Genomic DNA, 18,542 nt, shown 5'->3' with positions numbered 1-18,542 from the left:
GGGGCGAGGCTTCCCCGCGCACGCGCGAGAGAGGAGCTATGACGACGGACAATTTGCTATTGGACACGATCCGGCACAAGCGCGGCGCCACGCTGCGCATACGCCTGCCCTTGCCGATGGCGCCCGATGGCTGGGACATCACGGCCCAGCTGCGGGGCGGCAACATCGTGGAGCCGTTCGATGTGCGGGTCATCGATCCCGCCGCTTTGGGCGCTCCGCCCGGAACCAAAGGCATGGTCGAACTGACAATTGCTGCCGAGCGCACAGTTAACTGGCCGATCCGGCTCATGCAGTTCGACTTCCGTGGCACACTGGGCGACGAAGTCGTCTATTCGCGCACCGGCGGCGTGATCATCGACCAGGAGGTCACAAGGCCATGAGCGACGTCAACTATGGCGGCGGCCAGATCGGTCCGTCGGCGTATGAATCCTATGTCGCGCTTATGAGCGAGGCCGGTGAAACGCCGTTGCCACTGGCCGACTGGCTCGCCCGGCCTGAGCAGATCGCGACCGAGGCGGCGGCCGCCGTTGTCGACAAGATCGCCGAGGCAGATATCAAGATCGCGGCGGTGGTCGCTGCAACCAGTGGCGCGCAGCAGGTGATCGACGATGGCGCTTTCGTGCTCACGGCGAGAAACGAGGCTGAGGTTTTCCGTGACGATGCAGAGCAAGCCAAGCTCGACGCGCAAGATGCGGCCGACGGCATTCGCGAATATCCGAGTGATCGCGATGGCCCTACGCACTATGGCGTTGTGGTCGGCGACAACGGCCAGGGCTTCATAGTCGATCTTCTGAAGCTTCAGCCTATTATACGGTCGATCACGGTATCCTATTCATCGGACCGCGATCGTGAGGGGGCGATACTTCCCTTACTCGGATCACGAAGCGGCGTCTCCGCCTTCGGCTTCAATCTGATCACACAGCGTTTTCGCCTGCCGCGTTTCGAGCAGGCGCCTAGCAGAGATCGCGACAGCGGTTCTGAATGGCTGTCGCTCCTTGGCGACCGCACCGCCGCGACCGCCTTGGGCTACAGTGCTATTTTGGGCGGCTTTGCCATGCCGCGGCTGCTTCTGACCGAAGGCCGCGACCGCGACAGCAGCGCCGGAATTATATCGATGCTGCGCGATCGTCCGGGCGCTTTAGTGCTGGGCTATGATTTGGTTCGCCAGCGCAGTCTTGCCGCGCCGATCCTTCGGCGCGTCTCAACCGATCGGGATAAAGGGCCACGCCTGCCCCTGATCGAGGGCCAGAACAGAAGCGCAGCGCTGGCCTATGACGAAGCCCGTGCGGCGCTGGCGTTTCGCACGGTCGTGCGCGCGGCGAGCACCGATCGCGACAAGGGCGCCGTGCATCCGGTGATGGGCGACGGCCAGCGCGCGTTGATCGGCTATGACGAAGGCGAGCGTGCCTTGGTGGCGCCGCCGATGCTGCGCCGCCGTTCGTCCAGTCGCGACAATGGCAATCATATATTCCCGCTTCTCGCCAGCCGCTCGGGCAGCGGTCCGCTGGTTGTTGATGAGCTGGAAGGCGGGATTGACCTGGTGCCGACCAGGGCGCTGCGCCAGCGGCTGGAATATCATTCGCCGGCCGAGTTTCTCGGGCCGCACCGGGCGTTCAACGTGCGTCTCGGCCGGCTGTTTCGCTACGCGTCGATCCAGGAAGCCGATGGCTATGTCGGCGATGTCCGTCAGCGCTTGACCGGCTCCACCGCCGCCATTGCGGATGCCGGCGACAATGTGGTGGATCTGATTCAATATCAGGGGCAGTCGAATGCTGGCGACGGGTCGATTACCGGCCAGTTGATCACCGGCGTGCCCGGCCCACGGCATTTGATTGTGACGGACGGCTGGTACAGCTATGGCGACAGCGCGATACCGGCATCGCCCGCTGCTGCCGATTTTTCCGGCATGCCGATGCCAAGCTACGGCGGCGCCATCGGCCAGCTGCCGGCCGCGCTCATGGTCATGGCGGCATATGATCTCGACCGTCGCGACACCTCGCGCCGCGTGCCGCCGATGAGCGTTGCGACAAATTGGCGCGGCTCAGATCAGCTCGATAAATTCTTTCCGGCGACCGCCAGCCGTTTCAACCACGAAAACGCCCTCGAAGCGGCTCGACGCGCGCGGGCGGTAGCGCGGCTTTACAGCTGCACGCTGCGGCACGACTTCATTTTCATCCAGGGTGAGGCTGGCGCGGTTGGCGATTACTATACGACGCTGAACAGCTATCTCGACACGGTCGTTCCTCTCTACGGCACGAACAAGGGTTCCGGCGACGCGGCCTACAAGGTGTTCATCCTCCAGACCAATTCGACCAGCTCGGGCGCGGCCTATGACGCCGCTGCGCTGGCGCAGCTCAGGGTCGGACGTGAGCGCTATGCAGCCGGTGTGACGACGCTCGCCAGCGTCATGTATGACGGGCCACTAGAAGATCAGGCCGGGCCGGACATCCATGGCAGCGTGCTTGGCCGCATGATCGTTCATGAGCGGGTCGCGCTGGCGCGGGAGTTCGTGCGTCGCAAGGCCACCGCCTTCCATCCGACGTGGCCAGTGGCTGGCGGGATGACGGCTGTGGGCAATGTCGTCACCGTGCCGATCAGTCTTGCCACGGGCGCGCTGGCGCTCGCGATCGACACTGACCGCGTCGCGGCTGTCGATAAATATGGCTTCGTCTGGAGCCGCCCCGGTGGCGGCGGCCCGACAGTCAGCAGCGTGGCGATCAGCGGCACGAACATATTGGTCACGCTGTCAGGCGCTCCCGCCTCTGGCGACAGGCTTCGCTATGCGCTCGACAACACCAACCCGCTCGAAACCTGGGCGGGCGGTCGCGGGCAAATCTACGCCACCACAGACGTAGCCAGCCCCTTCGCTGCGCGAGGCTTCAACGTCCCGGCAACCATTCGTCAACCGCTCGTCCGCTTCGAGGAGACCTTATCATGACAGACGCCGTCGTCACTTTGACCCAGAATATCTCCGGCCCGACGGTCAAGGGGCTATACGAACGCATTGTCGCAGGTGACTTCGGTGCCGGCATCACATGGTTTCAGACCAATCCGGCGCTGGTGACAAAAGACCCGACCTCGGCCGCCGTGAGTGCGGTCAACCCCAAGGTGGGAACTGGCATTTCCTATCTTCAGGGCACGACGTCTTCTCAGCCCATTTTCTGGGAGAGCCAGTTCGGCGGCTTCCCTGGCTTCAAATTCGATGGCGTCGATGACAGGCTCATCACCGCATGGACTGGCGCCCCGAGCCGCTCGGGCGTTTGGGGCATGGCGGTCGTTTTTCGCCTTCCGGCCCCTTCCGCTCAGGTCACGGTGCTGGGCAGCTGGACGTCATCGAATGTTGGCACGCTCGTATATGTAACGACGGGCGGGGCGCTCTACGTCCAGCATGGCACCGGCCTGCTGGCATGCGGCAGCGTCAGCTACGGCAAGCCGATAGTCCTGCTCTTTGGGTCCGATGGCGACAACCTGTTCGCGCGCGTCAATGGCAAAGATTATGCGTCGATCGCTCACAACAATGCCGCATCGACGCAGGGGTGGGTGTTGGGTAGTCTTAACTCTGCCGGCGCTCAGCCCTTTAACGGTTCGCTCGGAGATGTCATTTTCCTGCCATTCGTGCCCAGCCTCAATCTGGATTTCGTGGATGCAATCGAGAGCTATTCGGTCAAACACTATGGCGCGCCGATGGCCTGGCTCTGACGTGTCGTTGCACGTCTGAGGCGGTTCTCAGACGATGATTTCAAGCGTCTGAGATGCGTGTGAATCCAAGGTGCCGAGGTGGACCATCGCGCCGCGGCGGTCCTGTCCGCACGCGATGGTTGATCGCTATTGCGCGGCGCTTTTAGTGCTCCAGAAACTCTTGTCCAAGACTCCAGAAACTCTTGTCGCGCTACAATTATCTCTACATCGCGCATCCTCCACTCCCTGACCCTCTCATCCCATGACGGAGCGACACATGAATCCAAATGCGAACGCGCGGCAGCCCGAGACAGAGCCGGGCATCGCGTCTGCCGAAGACGGACTGGTGATCCTCGACGGGCCAGATGGCGTGGCCGTGACCATGACGCCCGATGCGGCGTCTGGCACCGCCAAGAGCCTGCTCGCCGCAGCAGACAGGGCGAGGGGCCAACGCGCGGGAGGAAATGGGGAATGACGCCAGACAATGCGGGGCAGGGTTGGCGGTCGGCTGGTGCTGCGCGATGCAGCGGCGCTGCAAACTCCTCCTAATCCTTGTTTTTTTGCGTAGATTGCCGGGACGCTGCGTGTCCGCTTTGGTTTTCCCGATAGGCCCGACCATGGCCGGGCGTATGTTCGATCGAGAGAATGTCGATGTCGATATTAGAAGGTCATCGCCGCCGTCGTCCCTGAGCATAACGGCGAGCTGACAATCGGTCTTACGACATGGCTGGCACCGGCGTTGCTTCTTCAATGCGACCCGTCCTCAATCGAGCGGAGCGGGCCTGGGCTATCTCGCGCATGCTTTGCGGCGGCACGCCGAACACCCGAAGGAACGCGCGGCGCATCCGGTCGGCGCTGCCAAAGCCGACCTGACGGGCGATCGCCGATGGTGGCATGTCCGACCGGCCGACAAGCGCCAGGGCGGCTTCGAGCCGGATGCGCTCGATCGCCTTGGCCGGGGTTTGGCCCAATGCCGTGGTAAAGGCGGGAACGAAGTTGCGCGGGTGCATGCCCAGATGTTCCGCCATCTGCTCGACCGATAATGTTTCACAAAGGTTCTGCCGCGCCCAGTTGATGAGGCCTTTGAACCGTTCGTCCCCATCCATGATCTGGCCGTCGCTGGTGCTGTGCCGGTGATGGCTCAGCAATTCGCGCGTGGCGCGTCGGGCGGCGTCATGGCCCAGATCCTCGTCGATGATCCTCTGGGCGATATCGGCGCCGCCCATGACCGAGGTGGATGTCCAGAACTTGCCGTCCCGGACGAGGAATTCGTCGCCTTCAATCTGGATCGACGGGTACAGATCGGCCAGTTCGCCGTTTAGCGACCAGTGGGTCGTGACCCTGTGTCCCGCCAGAACGCCCGATGCGGCCAGCACCACCGTTCCGCTGGAAATGGCGGCGACATGACGGCAATGGGCGCTTTGATCCCTGATGAACGCGGCTATCGCGGGCGAGCGTTCCGCTTCGAAGCAGGCATAACCGCCGCTGATGAACAGAATGTCGAGCCGGCCGACTTCGTCAAAGGCCATCGTATCGACGCACACCCCGGCGGACGAACGAACCAGCTTCCCCTGTTCCGACAACAGCAGCGCGCGATAGACCGGAGCGCCATAGCCCGGCACGGCCTCGAAAATGGAAAGCGGGCCGGCGACATGCTGAAGCTGGAAGCCTTCATGCACGACGAATCCAATCGTAAATGTCACTGCCGTTCCTCACCATCCCCCGAGCCGCCAGCATTCTCCGCGCTGTGCTGACCCCGCCCGACTATGTCGTTTCGCGGGGTGGGATGCAAGGACGAGGCGCGCGCCCGCCAGCCTGCACACGAAGGAACCCGTGGCCTGCGGCCCGGTATGACGATTCCGGCAGGCCGCCGATTTAGGACTGGATTTTTTGCCCAGTTGACCCACCGGGCGGCATAACCGATCCTGATGGAAATATAGTATGGAGAACAGGATGTCGGATAATTCTGAACAGGCAAAGTCGTGGGGGCTTCATGTGGATGAAGCCGACAGATTTGCCGGTCTATTTTACTATTCGATTGACGATCTCCATTCCATTCCTACGCAAGAATTGCAGGAAATTGCTCTTAGCGGTTTGCGTGAGCGGTTCGAGAATTTAAAGTCGAAACTTCCCATGTTGGGAAAGCTGGCGGATGAGCAAGGCGTCGACCAAATATCTGACATCAACGACGCCGCGAAGCTGCTGTTTCAGCATTCGATTTATAAGTCCTATCCGGTCAGTTTCGTCGAAAAGTCCCAGTTCGATCGTCTGACCAAATGGCTGTCCGGTTTTACGACGGCGGATCTGTCAGGCCTGAACTTCGATGGTGTCGAAACCATCGATGACTGGATCATGATGCTGGATGCGCAGACAACGGTGCGGGTTCTCCATTCGGGGGGCACATCGGGCAAATTGTCGTTCCTGCCGCGCGGCACCGCTGAAACCGACCTGATGGTCCAGGGCTGGCGCCTGCTGCACGAGGGGTCCGGTCCCGATGTGCCGCCGATGGACGAAGTGCCCGTCATCTTCCCCGCCTACCGGACCGGGGCATTCGCGCAGCAGCGCATGTTCAACCGGATGGTTGAAACGGTATTCGGCGGCGATCAGTCCATGCTTGTTGCTCTGAACGACGGGCGAATGAGCGCTGATGCGCTGTCGCTTGGCGGGCGGCTGCAACTCGCCGCGCAGAAGGGCGAACTGGGCGAGGTGCGTCTTTCGCCCGCGCTAATCGCGCGGCGGGACGAATATGTCCGCAGCATGACCGAAGCCCCCACCCGCATGAGCGATTTCATCGACGCCGTCGCCAAATCGCTCGGCGGGCGTCCCGTGGCCATGCTGGCATGGGTCGGCCAGTTGTACGATCTTGCGCAGGCCGGACTGGACCGGGGCCTGTCGAACATCTTTGCCCGCAACAGCAACATCATGTTCGGCGGCGGTTGGAAAGGGCGCACACCGCCGGAAAACTGGGAAGCGGTCATCACCGGATTTCTGGGCGTCGACAAAATCCGCGACGGTTATGGCATGACCGAATGTATCGCCTCGGCACGGTCGTGCGAACATGGTCACTATCACATCTACCCGTTTCAGATCCCGTTCGTGCTCGATCCCGCGACCGGCGAGCCTTATCCGCGAGAGGGCCAGCAGACCGGCCGGTTCGGCGTGTTCGACCTTGGCGCCACGACCTATTGGGGCGGGTTCCTGACGGGGGACAAGGTGACGGTTTCGTACGAACCCTGCGCGTGCGGCCGCACCACGCCGATGGTGATGGCGAACAGCATCAGCCGGTACAGCGAAGCGGAAGGCGGCGACGACAAGATCAACTGTGCCGGCGCGCCCGAAGCGCATGACAATGCCCTGGCCTTTCTGATGGCTTCGGTGGAGGACTGACATGACGCAATATAAAGTGCCGCTCGTCATCCGGGGCAGGGTGATCGAAGACTATGACGCGCATTTCGGCGGGCGCGATGGCGCCACCGAACTCGTGACGCCATCGGTGGGCAAATATATGTCCGAACTCGCGCTGACCCGGCCATCGGCCATGAGCGACCTCTACGCCATCAGTTTCGAGGACATACTCGACTATCTCGAAGAACTGGGGACGCGACTGCATCTGAGGGCCAACAGCTATGTGCAGGACGCGCTCGACCTCTCGTTGCACACCTCGGGCCTTTCCGAAGGCATATTGCGGGACTGCTACGCCAATCTCCACAAGCTGTTCGCAAAGGAACAGTGGCGCCAGACGGTCGACAGGACCATCGGCATCGATCATGTCGAGGGATGGGTCGAACATGCCATCGGCAATGGCGGGCGCGCCGCGATCCGGGCCTTTGGCGCGCGCAGCGTGCATGTCATCGCGGGCAATGTGCCACAGGTCGCGGCCATCACGATCGCCCGCAATGCAGTGACGCGCGGCGACGCCATCATCAAGACGCCGTCCAACGATCCGCTGACTGCATCGGCCATCGCCAGAACGATGATCGACATGGCGCCCGATCACCCCCTGACCCGGCACCTGAGCGTCGCCTACTGGAAGGGCGGCACGGAAGCCGTCGAAGAGCGGTTGTATCGTCCCGCCAACATTGAAAAGATCATCGCCTGGGGCGGCTTCGCGTCGATTACGCATATCTCGAAATATCTGCAACCCGGCATCGACCTCATCACGCTTGATCCCAAGCTGTCCTCGACGATCCTCGGTCGGGAGACGTTCGTCGATGAAGCGACGATGCGCGCCGCCGCCGCCCTGGCAGCGCTGGATGTCGGCGTCTATAATCAGGAAGCCTGTTCGAACGCGCGGGTCATCTATGTCGAAAGCGGCACCGATCAGGCGGGCCTCGACAAGGCCAATGCCTTTGGCGAAATGCTGAACGAGGAAATCCGGGCGTTGCCCCCGCATTTCAGCGGCCCGGCGGTGCGCATGGAGCCGGCATTGGAAGCGGAGATGAGCGCGCTCCGCCTTGGCAGCGCCTGGCATAAAATTTACGGCGGCGGGCGCGAAGGCGCGGTTGTCGTGTCGCAGATGGACGAGCCGGTGGATTTCGCCAAGCTCCTCGCCAATCGCGTCGCCAACGTAGTGCCCGTCGACGACCTGGAAATTCCCGTCCGCGCGGTGACTGCCTATACCCAGACGATCGGCATCTACCCTGAAGCGTTGAAGGCGCAATTGCGCGACCGCCTGTCGATCCACGGCGCCCAGCGGATCGTATCCCTCGGCGGGTCCGGCTCGCCGGTATTCACCGGGCCGCAGGACGCGATCGAACCGATGCGCCGGATGTGCAAGTGGATCATCGATGAGAGCCGCCCGGAAAGTTACCTCAAACAGGTTCTCGTCAGGGAAGACGAGGGGGAACTGGCATGAGCGGCGCCCAGTCAGTCCTGCTCACCGGCGCAAGCAGCGGCATGGGCAAAATCATCGCGGAGGTGCTTGCGCTGCAAGGATTTCGGGTGTTCGCCGGTATGCGCGATGTGCATGGGCGCAATGCCGGGAATGCGGCGCACCTGCATGCGATCAGCGCCCCGCATCCGATCGTCCCGTTCGAAATCGACGTCACGGATGACTATTCCGTCATCAGGGGCGTCCATGAGGTGCTGGATCAGATATCCGATATCGACATATTGATTAACTGCGCCGGGCTGATGTCCGCCGGTCCGGTCGAGGCATTTTCCGCCGACCAGTTCAGACTGATCCTTGAAACCAATCTCCTCGGTCCGTTTCGGCTGTATAAGGCCGTGCTGCCCAATATGCGCGCGAGGAAGTCCGGCCTCATCATCACGATCGGCTCGGTGAGCGGGCGGGTGATTGCGCCGGGGTTGGGAATTTACACCGCAAGTAAATTCGCCCTGGAAGGACTGGCGGAATCGCTGGGCTATGAGGTTTCCGGCCTCGGCATAGACACGGTCATCGTCCAGCCGGGGCCGTTCGCCACCAATTTGGCGACCAACCAGATCGGACCCGCTGACCAGACGGTCGTCAGTGAATATGGCGACAATGGCCGGTTGGATACTATTCTGGGCGAACGGCTCTGGCCGCTGCTCGAAGCGTCCAAAATTTCGCTCGATCCCCGCGATGTCGCCGATCTCGTGCTGGATTTGATCCGGATGGAACCGGGCCATCGGCCGATCCGGACGACAGTGGGCATGGATGCGGGTGCTTCGAGGATGAACGCGTTCACCGAAGAGGTTCAGCGGGACTATCTGCGGACCGTTGGTTTTGAAGGGCTGGCGCGCATGCAACGCTGATCCTGAGCATGCACGCTCTCAAAAAGAGATCGCATGGGCAACATCCAATACGGTCGGAATAGCGTCGGCCGCCAACGACCAGTCTTGCTCAAAATAATAATGTGAAAAACATGGGGAGAGGTTTCATGATCAGGAGTTACTTGTCTAAAAGCAGCCGGTGCGGCTATGCCATGGCTGCATTGATGTCGACGTCGGCACTGGCCCAGCAGCCCGCTTCCGCGACGCAACCGGCCTCCACCGGAGCAACCCTCGAAGATATCGTCGTTACCGCCCAAAAGCGCAGCGAAAACCTTCAGGATGTTCCGATCGCGGTCTCCGCCGTGACCGAGCAAGGTTTGACCAACGCGAATATCCGCAGCACCGTGGGCCTTCAGGTCGCCGTGCCGGGCCTCGTCGCCTATCAGACCGTGACGTCCTTCCAGCCCTTCATCCGCGGCGTCGGCAGCAACATATCGAGCGTCGCCTATGAAAGCCCGGTCGCCGTCTATCTGGATGGCGTCTATCTCTCCTCCAAATCATCGGCGCTGTTCGATCTGGGCACGATCGACCGGATCGAGGTCATCAAGGGGCCGCAGGGCACCTTGTTCGGCCGCAACGCCACCGGCGGCGCGGTCAATGTCGTCACGCGCCAGCCCGGCGATCATCTCGAATATGGGGCTGAACTTGGCTATGGTCGCTATCACGAAGTAGCCGCGAAGGGCCATGTCTCGGTGCCCATCACCGACACGCTCCGATTGGCGGTGTCCGGCTCGTACCGGAATGACGACGGCTATATCAAGGATATCGTCGGCGGAGGTACGGTCGGCGACGTCAACAACTATGCCGCCATGGCCAAGCTGTCATGGGCGCCGTCCGATCGTTTCGATATGGAGGCGACCTATCTTCGCTACAGGACCGACAATAATGCTGGCGTTCTGACGCATAATATAAAGGGGATGCATGTCGCTTTCCCCGCCGGGACCATCAATGCGACAGGAGACTATCAGTCATCCTTCGATTTCGTGCCCGACATATCGTCCAAGGCCCAGATTGCCATCGGCAAGGTTCGCTTCGGGGTGTCCGACGGGATCGACCTGATATCCACGAGTGCCTATCAGGATGCCAGAGCCACGATCACGGTCGATGCGGATCGCACATCTGCCCCCAGCCAGTTCGCGTTTCAGGCCGAACGAAGCCGGACATTTTCGGAAGAACTGCAACTGTCATCAAATGGTGGCGGTAAGCTCACATGGATACTGGGCCTGTTTTATTACAAGAATGTCGCAAGGATTGAGCCGTCGGCCTTCAGCGTCGGCGTGTCCGCTGGTTTCGACCCGGCATCGCTGTCGGGAAAGCCGTTCGTCGCGCCCTATTTCTCGCCGACGCGCGCCCGGATGCCGACCGAAGCGAAGGCCGCTTATGCACAGGCGACCTATAGTTTGACCGACAGCGACCGGATCACGGTTGGCCTTCGCTACAGCGCTGACCGCAAAGGGCTGCGCAACCAGAATTATTATGTCGATACGACCGGCACCGAAATCCCGATCGCGGGCAGGAGCGCGGACACGCACCAAAATTTCAGGAAGCTGACCTGGCGTCTCGCCTACGATCACAAGTTCAACGACGATATACTGGGTTATCTGAGCTACAACCGGGGCTTCAAAAGCGGCGGTTATGTGCCGACCGCGTTTGCGACGGCGGCGGGGCAACCGGCTGCCCTCAATCCCGAAGTGCTCGACGCCTATGAAATCGGCCTGAAAAGCGAGTTGTTCGATCGAAGGGCGCGCCTTAATATCGCGGGCTTCTTCTACAAATATAATGATATCACCGTCCAGTTCGTCGATCCCGTCACCGTGCAGAGCCAGTTGCGCAACGCGGCCAAATCCGAAATCTACGGCGTCGACAGCGACCTGACCGTTGCCGTCAACGACCAGATCAACCTGCGGGCGTCGGCCACTTATCTCCACGCGGAATATAAGAAGTTCGAAAACGCCGCGGTCTTTGTACCGGGGCCGTCCGGCGGCGCGGTCGCGATCAGTCGGGATGCGTCGGGCGCCGACCTCACCTTTGCGCCGAAATGGACCGTCAGTCTCGGTTTCGACTATAAGACATTCTTGTCGGGAGGCTCGTCGATCCTGTTCAGTTCGTCCTATTATTATAATGCGGGCTTCGACACCCAGCCACTTAAAGGCCCGCTGTCGATCCCGTCCTGGTCGAATGTCACCGCATCGCTGACATGGCGGGCGGCGAACGAAAAATATTTCGTTCGCGTCTGGGGCGACAATCTCACGAATGAAAAACGCCCGATGTACACATTTGGCAACGGCTTTGGATTTTCCGAGGTGTTCGCCAAGCCGGTGACTTATGGCGCGACGATCGGCTTCAACTTCTGATCGACCGGGGGCGGGCGGTCGCGTGTTCGACCGGCCGCCCTTAAGGTGCGATGATAACGTTGAGCGCCGCGAGGAGGCGGTCCGGGCAGGAGAGGTGCAGTCATGAACAATGCCGCAAGCGACGCTATCCCTTTTGCCGCAGCGTCCCCCGCCGGGGATGAGTTCCGTCGCGGATGGCGCATACTGGTTCCGTCGATCATCGGCTGCGCCTTTTGCATGGGAACGCTCGCGACCATAAGCATCGGGCCGTTCGTGACCTCGCTCGGCCACGATATGGGCTGGAGCAGGACACAGGTTCAAACCTCGCTCCTCTTCGGCCAGGGCTTCAGCAGCCTGGGTGTCATAGTCACCGGCTTTCTGCTCGAAAAGTTCGGGGCCAGACGGGTGGCCCTTGTCGGTCTGCTCGCGACCGCGCTGGGATTGGCGCTGACCTCGTTCGTCCAGTCGATCGGCCAATTTTACGCGGTCATGGCGTTGACCGCATTGATCGGCGCAGGGGCGGGCGCCATCACATGGTCGCGAGCGGTCACGCGCTCCTTCGATCGCAGCCGGGGTATCGCGCTGGCGATCGTGCTGTCCGGGGCGGGGCTTGCGGGCGTGTTCCTGCCCTCCTTCCTCGCTTGGGTGATCGGTGGCTATGGCTGGCGCGCAGGTTATCTCGCGCTGGCCTGCCTGCCTGCTCTCGTGGCGGTGCCAGCGGTGTATTTCATGTTCACGCCGGATGAGAGCAGGCACGGGCCGACGCCGCTACCATCGTCCGGCCCGGTGTCATCCGTTCGCGCCACGACGATCGGCATATTCGGGCAATACCGCTTCTGGGTATTGCTGACCTCGATTTTCTGCATTTATTTCGCCATTTCCGGCGTCATGCCGAATTTCATTCCGGCGCTGACGGATCAGGGCTTCACGCTTGAACGCGCGGCGATGGCCCAGGGGGCATTCGGCGCGTCCCTGATCGTTGGCCGCCTTGCCGTGGGGCTGCTGGTGGACAGATTCTGGGCGCCGGGTGTCGGCGCGATGTTCCTGGCGCCGCCCGCGCTGGGCTGTCTGTTGCTGACATCGGACCCCTCCCTTATGTCGGCCATCATGGCGGCGACGCTGATTGGCCTCGCCACGGGCGCTGAACTGGATCTTCTGGCGCTCCTCACCTCCCGTTATTTCGAACAGAGTGTGTTTTCCCGCATATATTCCTGGATCTATGCGGCGGCGGCCTGCGCGGGCGCGATCAGCCCCATGCTGTTTTCATGGATGCAGGAACGGACCGGCAGTTACAGCGTCAGCTTTTACGTAACGGCCATCCTGTTTCTGGTGGGTGGTGGCCTGCTGTTGACGATGGGACGGTATCTGGCGGCGCAACCGCATCGAGCGCGATGAAACTCCGTGAAACTGGCTTGAGCTGCTCACGCGCAGCAACCCCCATTCGATCCACAATCTTCAGGAGACCTCGGATATGAAATATGCGCCCGATCGCCGAAAATTCCTGATAACCGGCATGGCGGCGGCATCCGCCGGGATCGCGGCCCAGTGCCTGCCCGCGCAGGCGAGCGCAGATGGCCGGCGTCCGATCGGGGTCGATGACCCTCGCCTCCCGCACGGCCTCACGGTGGATTACGCTCCGCTGCACCACGAGATTGTAGATTATGATTTCTACAGCCTGGAGAACATGCCCCGGCTGCACTTCCGGGGGCCGCGTTTCGATCCGCGCGCGGCGGCCACGGGCAGCTTTTTCACGAGCTTCGGCTCGGCCCATACCCTCGGGGTGCTTTCGCCTGTTACCTATACGCAGATCCTTGCCGGCAAGCTCGGCATGCCTGGCTGGAATACGGGCGTGGGCGGGATATCGGCGGCCTTCTATAACGCCCATCCGGCGATCATCGACTATGCCAATCGCGGGAAATTCGCGATCGTTCAGGTGATGTCGGCGCGGCTGGCGAGCAATGACCGCATCCAGACCACGCCTGCGGCGCAGACAGTGTTCGATAGCCGGCACGGCGATATGGTCGAGCCGGAATTGGCCTGGGCGCGGATCGAGAAGGAAGAGCCGGAAAAGCTGGACATCTATATCGCCCAAAGTCGTGCCTCATGGGCACGCGATTATGAAGAGCTGCTGCGCGCTTTGACCGTGCCGACCCTTCTCCTATGGTTCGCGGCCCGCCCGATCGAGGCGGGGGGCAGATCGATCAGGCAGGTCGGGTCCACGGCGGCGACCGCTTTCCCGCAATATATCGACAGAAGCGATGTGCAGAAGATCCGTGATCGCGCCGACGCGCTGATCGTGTGTGTCACCTCACGCGGCAGCGGTTATCCCCTTGTAAGCCGCTTTACCGGCAAGCGCGCCACTGTCACATACCCGACCGTCCATCAGGTCGAAGATACCAACAGCTACTATCCCTCGCCCGAAATGCACGAGGACGCCGCCGTAGCGCTCGAGGCGGTCCTGCGGGATATGAAATTGCCGCCATTGCGCTGATGATCGCTCCGTACCGATGATTTGGGGGGGGGCGAAATAATCTGGTCTCGACGGCCTGCAATGGCGCCGTACATAATATTGCCGCAATTGCGCTGCGGCTACGGACGGGTGGCCGAGGAAGCCGCAGTAGCTCCGCAAACGCGTATTCATTTCCCACGACAAACCTCACGGACCACTGCTGCAAACCTTGGCGCGAGCAGATGGATCCTCCGGCGGCAGTTTTTTGCTCAATTTCGATCGAGCGGTTGTGAAATTGCCTAAATGAGCAGCACTCATAACCATCATTATGATTAGTCGATTGAGTTCGATCGTCCAGCTCATATCCTGACAGATATAAAAGCCTGAGAAGTTTGGCTGAGAGGGGTGGCAATGGGCTCAAAAAATACGCGGAGCGCGCATCCGCTGCAGCATCTGCGCATGCAGGATGATATTGTCCGCAGCAGAAGCTGCCCGCCAGCCATGACGATGCCCAATGTTGAGAGCGTCGCCGTGGTGTCTGTGCAGCATCACCATATGCCTTTTTTGGGTCTGCACCGGCGTGCATATCGGCGCAAAACCGTTTTCGATATCGAGCTAGGATCAAATGATGAATGAGAGGGGGATGTTTGACCTCCGGTCTATCCTGGATTCCGCTGTATGCGATCCCTGCACGTTCGATCCTGATTTCCCGCCTGAACAGTTCGTCACCCATTTCATCAGCCAAGGTTCCGTCGTCCACGCGACGGTATGGATCGCGGAGGGGCGCGAGCCAAAAGGCACTGCCATCCTTAGTCCGCAGATGTTCGGCGGCGACCGGCTTGAAAGCGTCATCATTCCGCTGATGACGGCCGGGATCAATGTGATGACCTTTCATCCGCGCGGCATGTGGGACAATCAGCATATTTATACGCTGACAGGGTCGATCGACGATCTGCTGGCCGCCGCGGCCTATGTCCGCTCGACCGTCGATGGCGATATCACGACCCCGCAAGGCAAGCCCTGGCGCACTGACGCGACCCGCATTGCGGTTATGGGGCTGAGCGGCGGCGGCGGCAATGTCAGTATCGCCGCCTGCGCCGAGGATCCGCTGATCCAGTCGGCGATTGCGGTGGCGCCCGCGAACCGATCCGCCCCGCTGCTGCCTGAAATCATAGCCAGCATGGAGCCGGTGAAAGCCCGGACCGCCGGCAGGGTCGACGTCGTCGCGACGATGAACGCCATGACGCCGGCTGAGAACGACCGCATGAGTCCCATTTTTCAAGCGCCGCGCATGGTCGATAAAAACATGCTGCTCGTCGGCGGAGCGCGTGACGTCGTGTCGCCGCTGGACGAAGCCCACAGGCCGATCGCGCGGGCGATGCGCGATGCCGGCGTGCGCGGGTTCGACGAGGTGATTTTAGACGGCGATCACAGTTTTCTTACGAAGCGGATCGCTCTCGCTTGCCTAATGATCGAATGGTTAAGGAAAAGATCTGGATTCTAGGAATTAGAAATAGATTAGAATATTAATTATGTAGGTTATTCGCCTTGTTTGGGCTGATATTCATTATTAGTAAGAGTTTATTTTTTTGTCATTCAACAAAATTATTAGGGTGATGATATTGTTGCATCATGGAATGAAAATTATTCATTAGACGAATAATTCGGGTCGCGCATATATAAATATATAACAGGAGGGGAACGCTATGATTAATTCAGCCATAAGATCGGCTCTGCTCGTCACGTCCGCGCTCGCTACCTTGGCGCCGTGCGTTGCCGGGGCGCAGGATCGCGCCAATGTGCGCAATGTCGTGTCTGCCGACGACATCATCGTTACCGCACGCAAGCGCGACGAGACGTCGATAGCGGTTCCGGTCGTGCTGACCGCGGTCACCGGGGCGGAACTGACGCGGCGCGGGATCGCCAGTGCCGACGCGATTGCGCAGCTGGTTCCCGGCCTGACGATCCTGGGCGCCGGCGGCTCCACCCAGGGCGGTACGATCGCGCTGCGCGGCGTGTCCGGCCCCGACACCAATCCGCTCGGCGACCAGGCGATATCGTTCAACATCGATGGCGTTCAGGTGGCGAAGTCGAGCGTTCGCCGTCTGGCATTCATGGATCTCCAGCAGATCGAGGTGCTCAAGGGGCCTCAGTCGCTGTTCTTCGGCAAGAACAGTCCGGGCGGCATCATTTCGATCCGCAGCGCTGATCCGACGCCGAATTTCCAGGCCAAGGCGTCCGTCGGCTATGAGTTCAACGCCCATGAGTGGCGCGGCGAAGGCTTTGTGTCCGGCCCGCTGACGGACACGCTTGGCGCGCGCCTCGCCATTTATGGTTCGGACATGCGCGGCTGGGTGAAAAGCGTCGTCCCGGCGGACAGCATCGACCCGCCGTTCCACCGCTATGGTCCGCGCAACAGTGAATGGGCCGTGCGCGGCACGTTGAAGTTCGATCCGACCGATGCGTTCAGCGCTCGTCTCAAGATTGCCTATGGCAAGCTCAAGGGCGCCGGTCCCACCGCCAATGCGCAGATCGTCAACTGCCCCACTGGAACGGTGCAGCTCGCCGGAGTGGTCAGCGACTGTAAAGCCGACAACAAGGTCAATCGCACCGACAATGTCAGCACGGCCTTTACGCCCTATGAGGCGAACTTCGGCGACGGTCATACCTGGTCGAAGCAAAATCAGATCCTTGCCGGGCTTGAACTGAACTATAAGCTTAGTGACTCGATCAATTTGACGTCCGTGACAGGCTTTTACAAAGTTGATTTCAGCGCCGTCGATCATTTCGGGACCTACCCTGTCGTGCCGATCCTGATGTATGGCTTCAGCTTCGGTCTGCCGCAGTTTCCGGCCAACTATTTTTACAAAAACAGAGAGGTTTCGGAAGAGCTTCGTCTGAGCAGCGACTTTGACGGTCCGCTGAATTTCACCGTCGGCGGGATCTATTCCGACACGCGGTCAACCACCGGCACCCATGCCTTTATCAATCGGGACAATCCGTTCGAACTGGTCCAGTCCCGCACGACGCAGGACGGCACCGCCTATTCGATGTTCGGCCAGGCCCGCTTCGACGTGACGTCGCAATTGGAGCTGTCGGCGGGCGGACGCTATTCGCATGAAAAGAAGACGCTCCCCATCACCCTTGCGGATCTGACGTCTTCGCGGGTCAACCCGATGACGCCCTATGTAACGCCGGTGGACAAGGTTTCGTTTAACGATTTCTCGCCGGAAATTACCGCGACTTACCGGCCCACGGAGAGGCTGACCCTCTTTGGCTCCTTCAAGAAGGGCTTTTTGTCGGGCGGCTTCAATGGCAGCACGTCAACGCCCGGCGTCGCGCTTGATTATGCCCCGCAGAAGATCAAGGGTTTCGAAGGCGGCGTGAAAGCATCATTGCTCGACGGTGCGCTGCGCACCAATCTGTCGGTCTTCAACTATAAGGTGACCGGCCTGCAAATTACCGCGTTCGAGAATGCAATCGGCACGATCCGCAACGCAGGCGGTGTGCGGACCAAGGGCATCGAGTTCGACATGAACTATCGCACCCCGGTCGAAGGACTGACTCTCAGGGGCGCTCTGAGCTATAATAAGGCCAATTATCTCAGCTATTTCGGGCCGTGCTGGCGGGGGCAGTCGCAGGCGCAGGGCTGCGACTTCCGGGCGATCGGCGGCGGCAATTCCCGCCCGATCCTGCCGGGCGAGACGGGTAACAATCAGAATCTGGCCGGGCGGCAACTCATCAACGCGCCCGAATGGTCGGGGAATGCAGGCGCAAGCTACGAGACCCCGCTTGGCGCGGCGCTCAAGCTTGGCCTTTCCGCCGATGTCACCTTTGCCGGCCGCGCTCCCACTGACGCCGCCCTGACCCCTGGGCTGATCTCGCCCAAACGCGCCCTGCTGGACGCCACAGCGCGCATTGCCGAGTCCAAGGATGCCTGGGAGGTCGCGCTCATCGGTCGCAATCTGAACAATAAATTCTACTGGGCGGGCGGGCAGCAACTGGCCTTTACGGGAGGCGCCTCCGGCACCGTGGCAGGCGGGACGCCGGCTGACACCTACGCTGTCATCAACCGGGGACGGGAAATCATGCTCCGTGTGACGGTCGCTTTCGGACAATAACCCCCCCCACCACCGCACGACAATATGCGTCAGGATCCAGCTACCCCCGGCCGGGGTGGCTGGATTTGGCGTTTGTGCAGCAGGCCCGCTACGCCCTCCCGAGAACTTCCCTCGATGTGCCCGGCCTTAAATAACGATATGATGGCGATGACCAAGGCGCTGCGCTTCCGGCGCGCGCCCTGCGCCAGCGGTACATTCTATAAATCG

General features: G+C 61.0%; 14 protein-coding genes. 13 read left to right on the top strand and 1 reads right to left on the bottom strand.

All coding sequences use genetic code 11. The features are described from left to right. Positions 1-38 precede the first annotated feature (38 nt). From ACODSN_RS11735 to ACODSN_RS11720, 4 genes are all read left to right on the top strand, one after another. Positions 39-380 carry a hypothetical protein gene (locus ACODSN_RS11735; protein ID WP_489055593.1) on the top strand — a complete coding sequence of 114 codons (342 nt, stop codon included), beginning with the start codon at positions 39-41 and terminating at the stop codon, positions 378-380. Beyond that, the gene (locus ACODSN_RS11730; RefSeq protein ID WP_489055591.1) at positions 377-2,938 is read left to right on the top strand and encodes a hypothetical protein; all 2,562 of its coding nucleotides are present in this window, start codon (positions 377-379) and stop codon (positions 2,936-2,938) included. Before ACODSN_RS11735 ends, ACODSN_RS11730 begins: the two co-directional genes overlap by 4 nt. Continuing rightward, the gene (locus tag ACODSN_RS11725) at positions 2,935-3,699 is read left to right on the top strand and encodes a hypothetical protein (RefSeq protein WP_489055589.1); all 765 of its coding nucleotides are present in this window, start codon (positions 2,935-2,937) and stop codon (positions 3,697-3,699) included. Before ACODSN_RS11730 ends, ACODSN_RS11725 begins: the two co-directional genes overlap by 4 nt. A gap of 256 nt (positions 3,700-3,955) precedes the next feature. Continuing rightward, positions 3,956-4,153: a hypothetical protein gene (locus ACODSN_RS11720; RefSeq protein ID WP_489055588.1), complete on the top strand. Its 198-nt coding sequence runs from the start codon at positions 3,956-3,958 to the stop codon at positions 4,151-4,153. 241 nt (positions 4,154-4,394) lie between these two features. Here ACODSN_RS11720 and ACODSN_RS11715 read toward each other — a convergent pair whose 3' ends face one another. Then, complete coding sequence (locus tag ACODSN_RS11715; protein WP_489055586.1) at positions 4,395-5,381, bottom strand: GlxA family transcriptional regulator; 987 nt, start codon at positions 5,379-5,381, stop codon at positions 4,395-4,397. A gap of 430 nt (positions 5,382-5,811) precedes the next feature. On the opposite strand from ACODSN_RS11715, the gene ACODSN_RS11710 reads away from it, so the two are divergent. The 9 genes from ACODSN_RS11710 (at position 5,812) to ACODSN_RS11670 (ending at position 18,335) form a co-directional block, all read left to right on the top strand. Continuing rightward, positions 5,812-7,065: a hypothetical protein gene (locus ACODSN_RS11710; protein ID WP_489055584.1), complete on the top strand. Its 1,254-nt coding sequence runs from the start codon at positions 5,812-5,814 to the stop codon at positions 7,063-7,065. Between the two features lies 1 nt (position 7,066). After that, on the top strand, positions 7,067-8,533 hold the full coding sequence (locus tag ACODSN_RS11705; RefSeq protein WP_489055583.1) for an acyl-CoA reductase: 1,467 nt from the start codon (positions 7,067-7,069) through the stop codon (positions 8,531-8,533). Next, positions 8,530-9,414, top strand: coding sequence for an SDR family oxidoreductase (locus ACODSN_RS11700; protein ID WP_489055581.1), 885 nt, complete (start codon positions 8,530-8,532; stop codon positions 9,412-9,414). Before ACODSN_RS11705 ends, ACODSN_RS11700 begins: the two co-directional genes overlap by 4 nt. A gap of 182 nt (positions 9,415-9,596) precedes the next feature. After that, on the top strand, positions 9,597-11,786 hold the full coding sequence (locus ACODSN_RS11695) for a TonB-dependent receptor (RefSeq protein WP_489055579.1): 2,190 nt from the start codon (positions 9,597-9,599) through the stop codon (positions 11,784-11,786). 102 nt (positions 11,787-11,888) lie between these two features. Then, entirely contained in the window at positions 11,889-13,160 is a 1,272-nt protein-coding gene (locus ACODSN_RS11690; protein WP_489055577.1) for an MFS transporter, read from the top strand. Positions 13,161-13,236: 76 nt separating this feature from the next. Continuing rightward, entirely contained in the window at positions 13,237-14,256 is a 1,020-nt protein-coding gene (locus tag ACODSN_RS11685; protein ID WP_489055575.1) for a DUF6473 family protein, read from the top strand. Between the two features lie 369 nt (positions 14,257-14,625). After that, positions 14,626-14,850, top strand: a complete 225-nt coding sequence (locus ACODSN_RS11680) for a hypothetical protein (RefSeq protein ID WP_489055573.1) — start codon at positions 14,626-14,628, stop codon at positions 14,848-14,850. Between the two features lie 7 nt (positions 14,851-14,857). Further along, positions 14,858-15,718: an alpha/beta hydrolase family protein gene (locus ACODSN_RS11675; protein ID WP_489055571.1), complete on the top strand. Its 861-nt coding sequence runs from the start codon at positions 14,858-14,860 to the stop codon at positions 15,716-15,718. Between the two features lie 202 nt (positions 15,719-15,920). Further along, a complete protein-coding gene (locus ACODSN_RS11670; protein WP_489055570.1) occupies positions 15,921-18,335 on the top strand; it encodes a TonB-dependent receptor in 2,415 nt (804 codons plus the stop codon). The last annotated feature ends 207 nt before the right edge of the window (positions 18,336-18,542 follow it).

It is taken from the genome of Sphingobium sp. FG11, from assembly GCF_057809915.1.
This window is presented reverse-complemented; position numbering and strand designations above follow the sequence as displayed.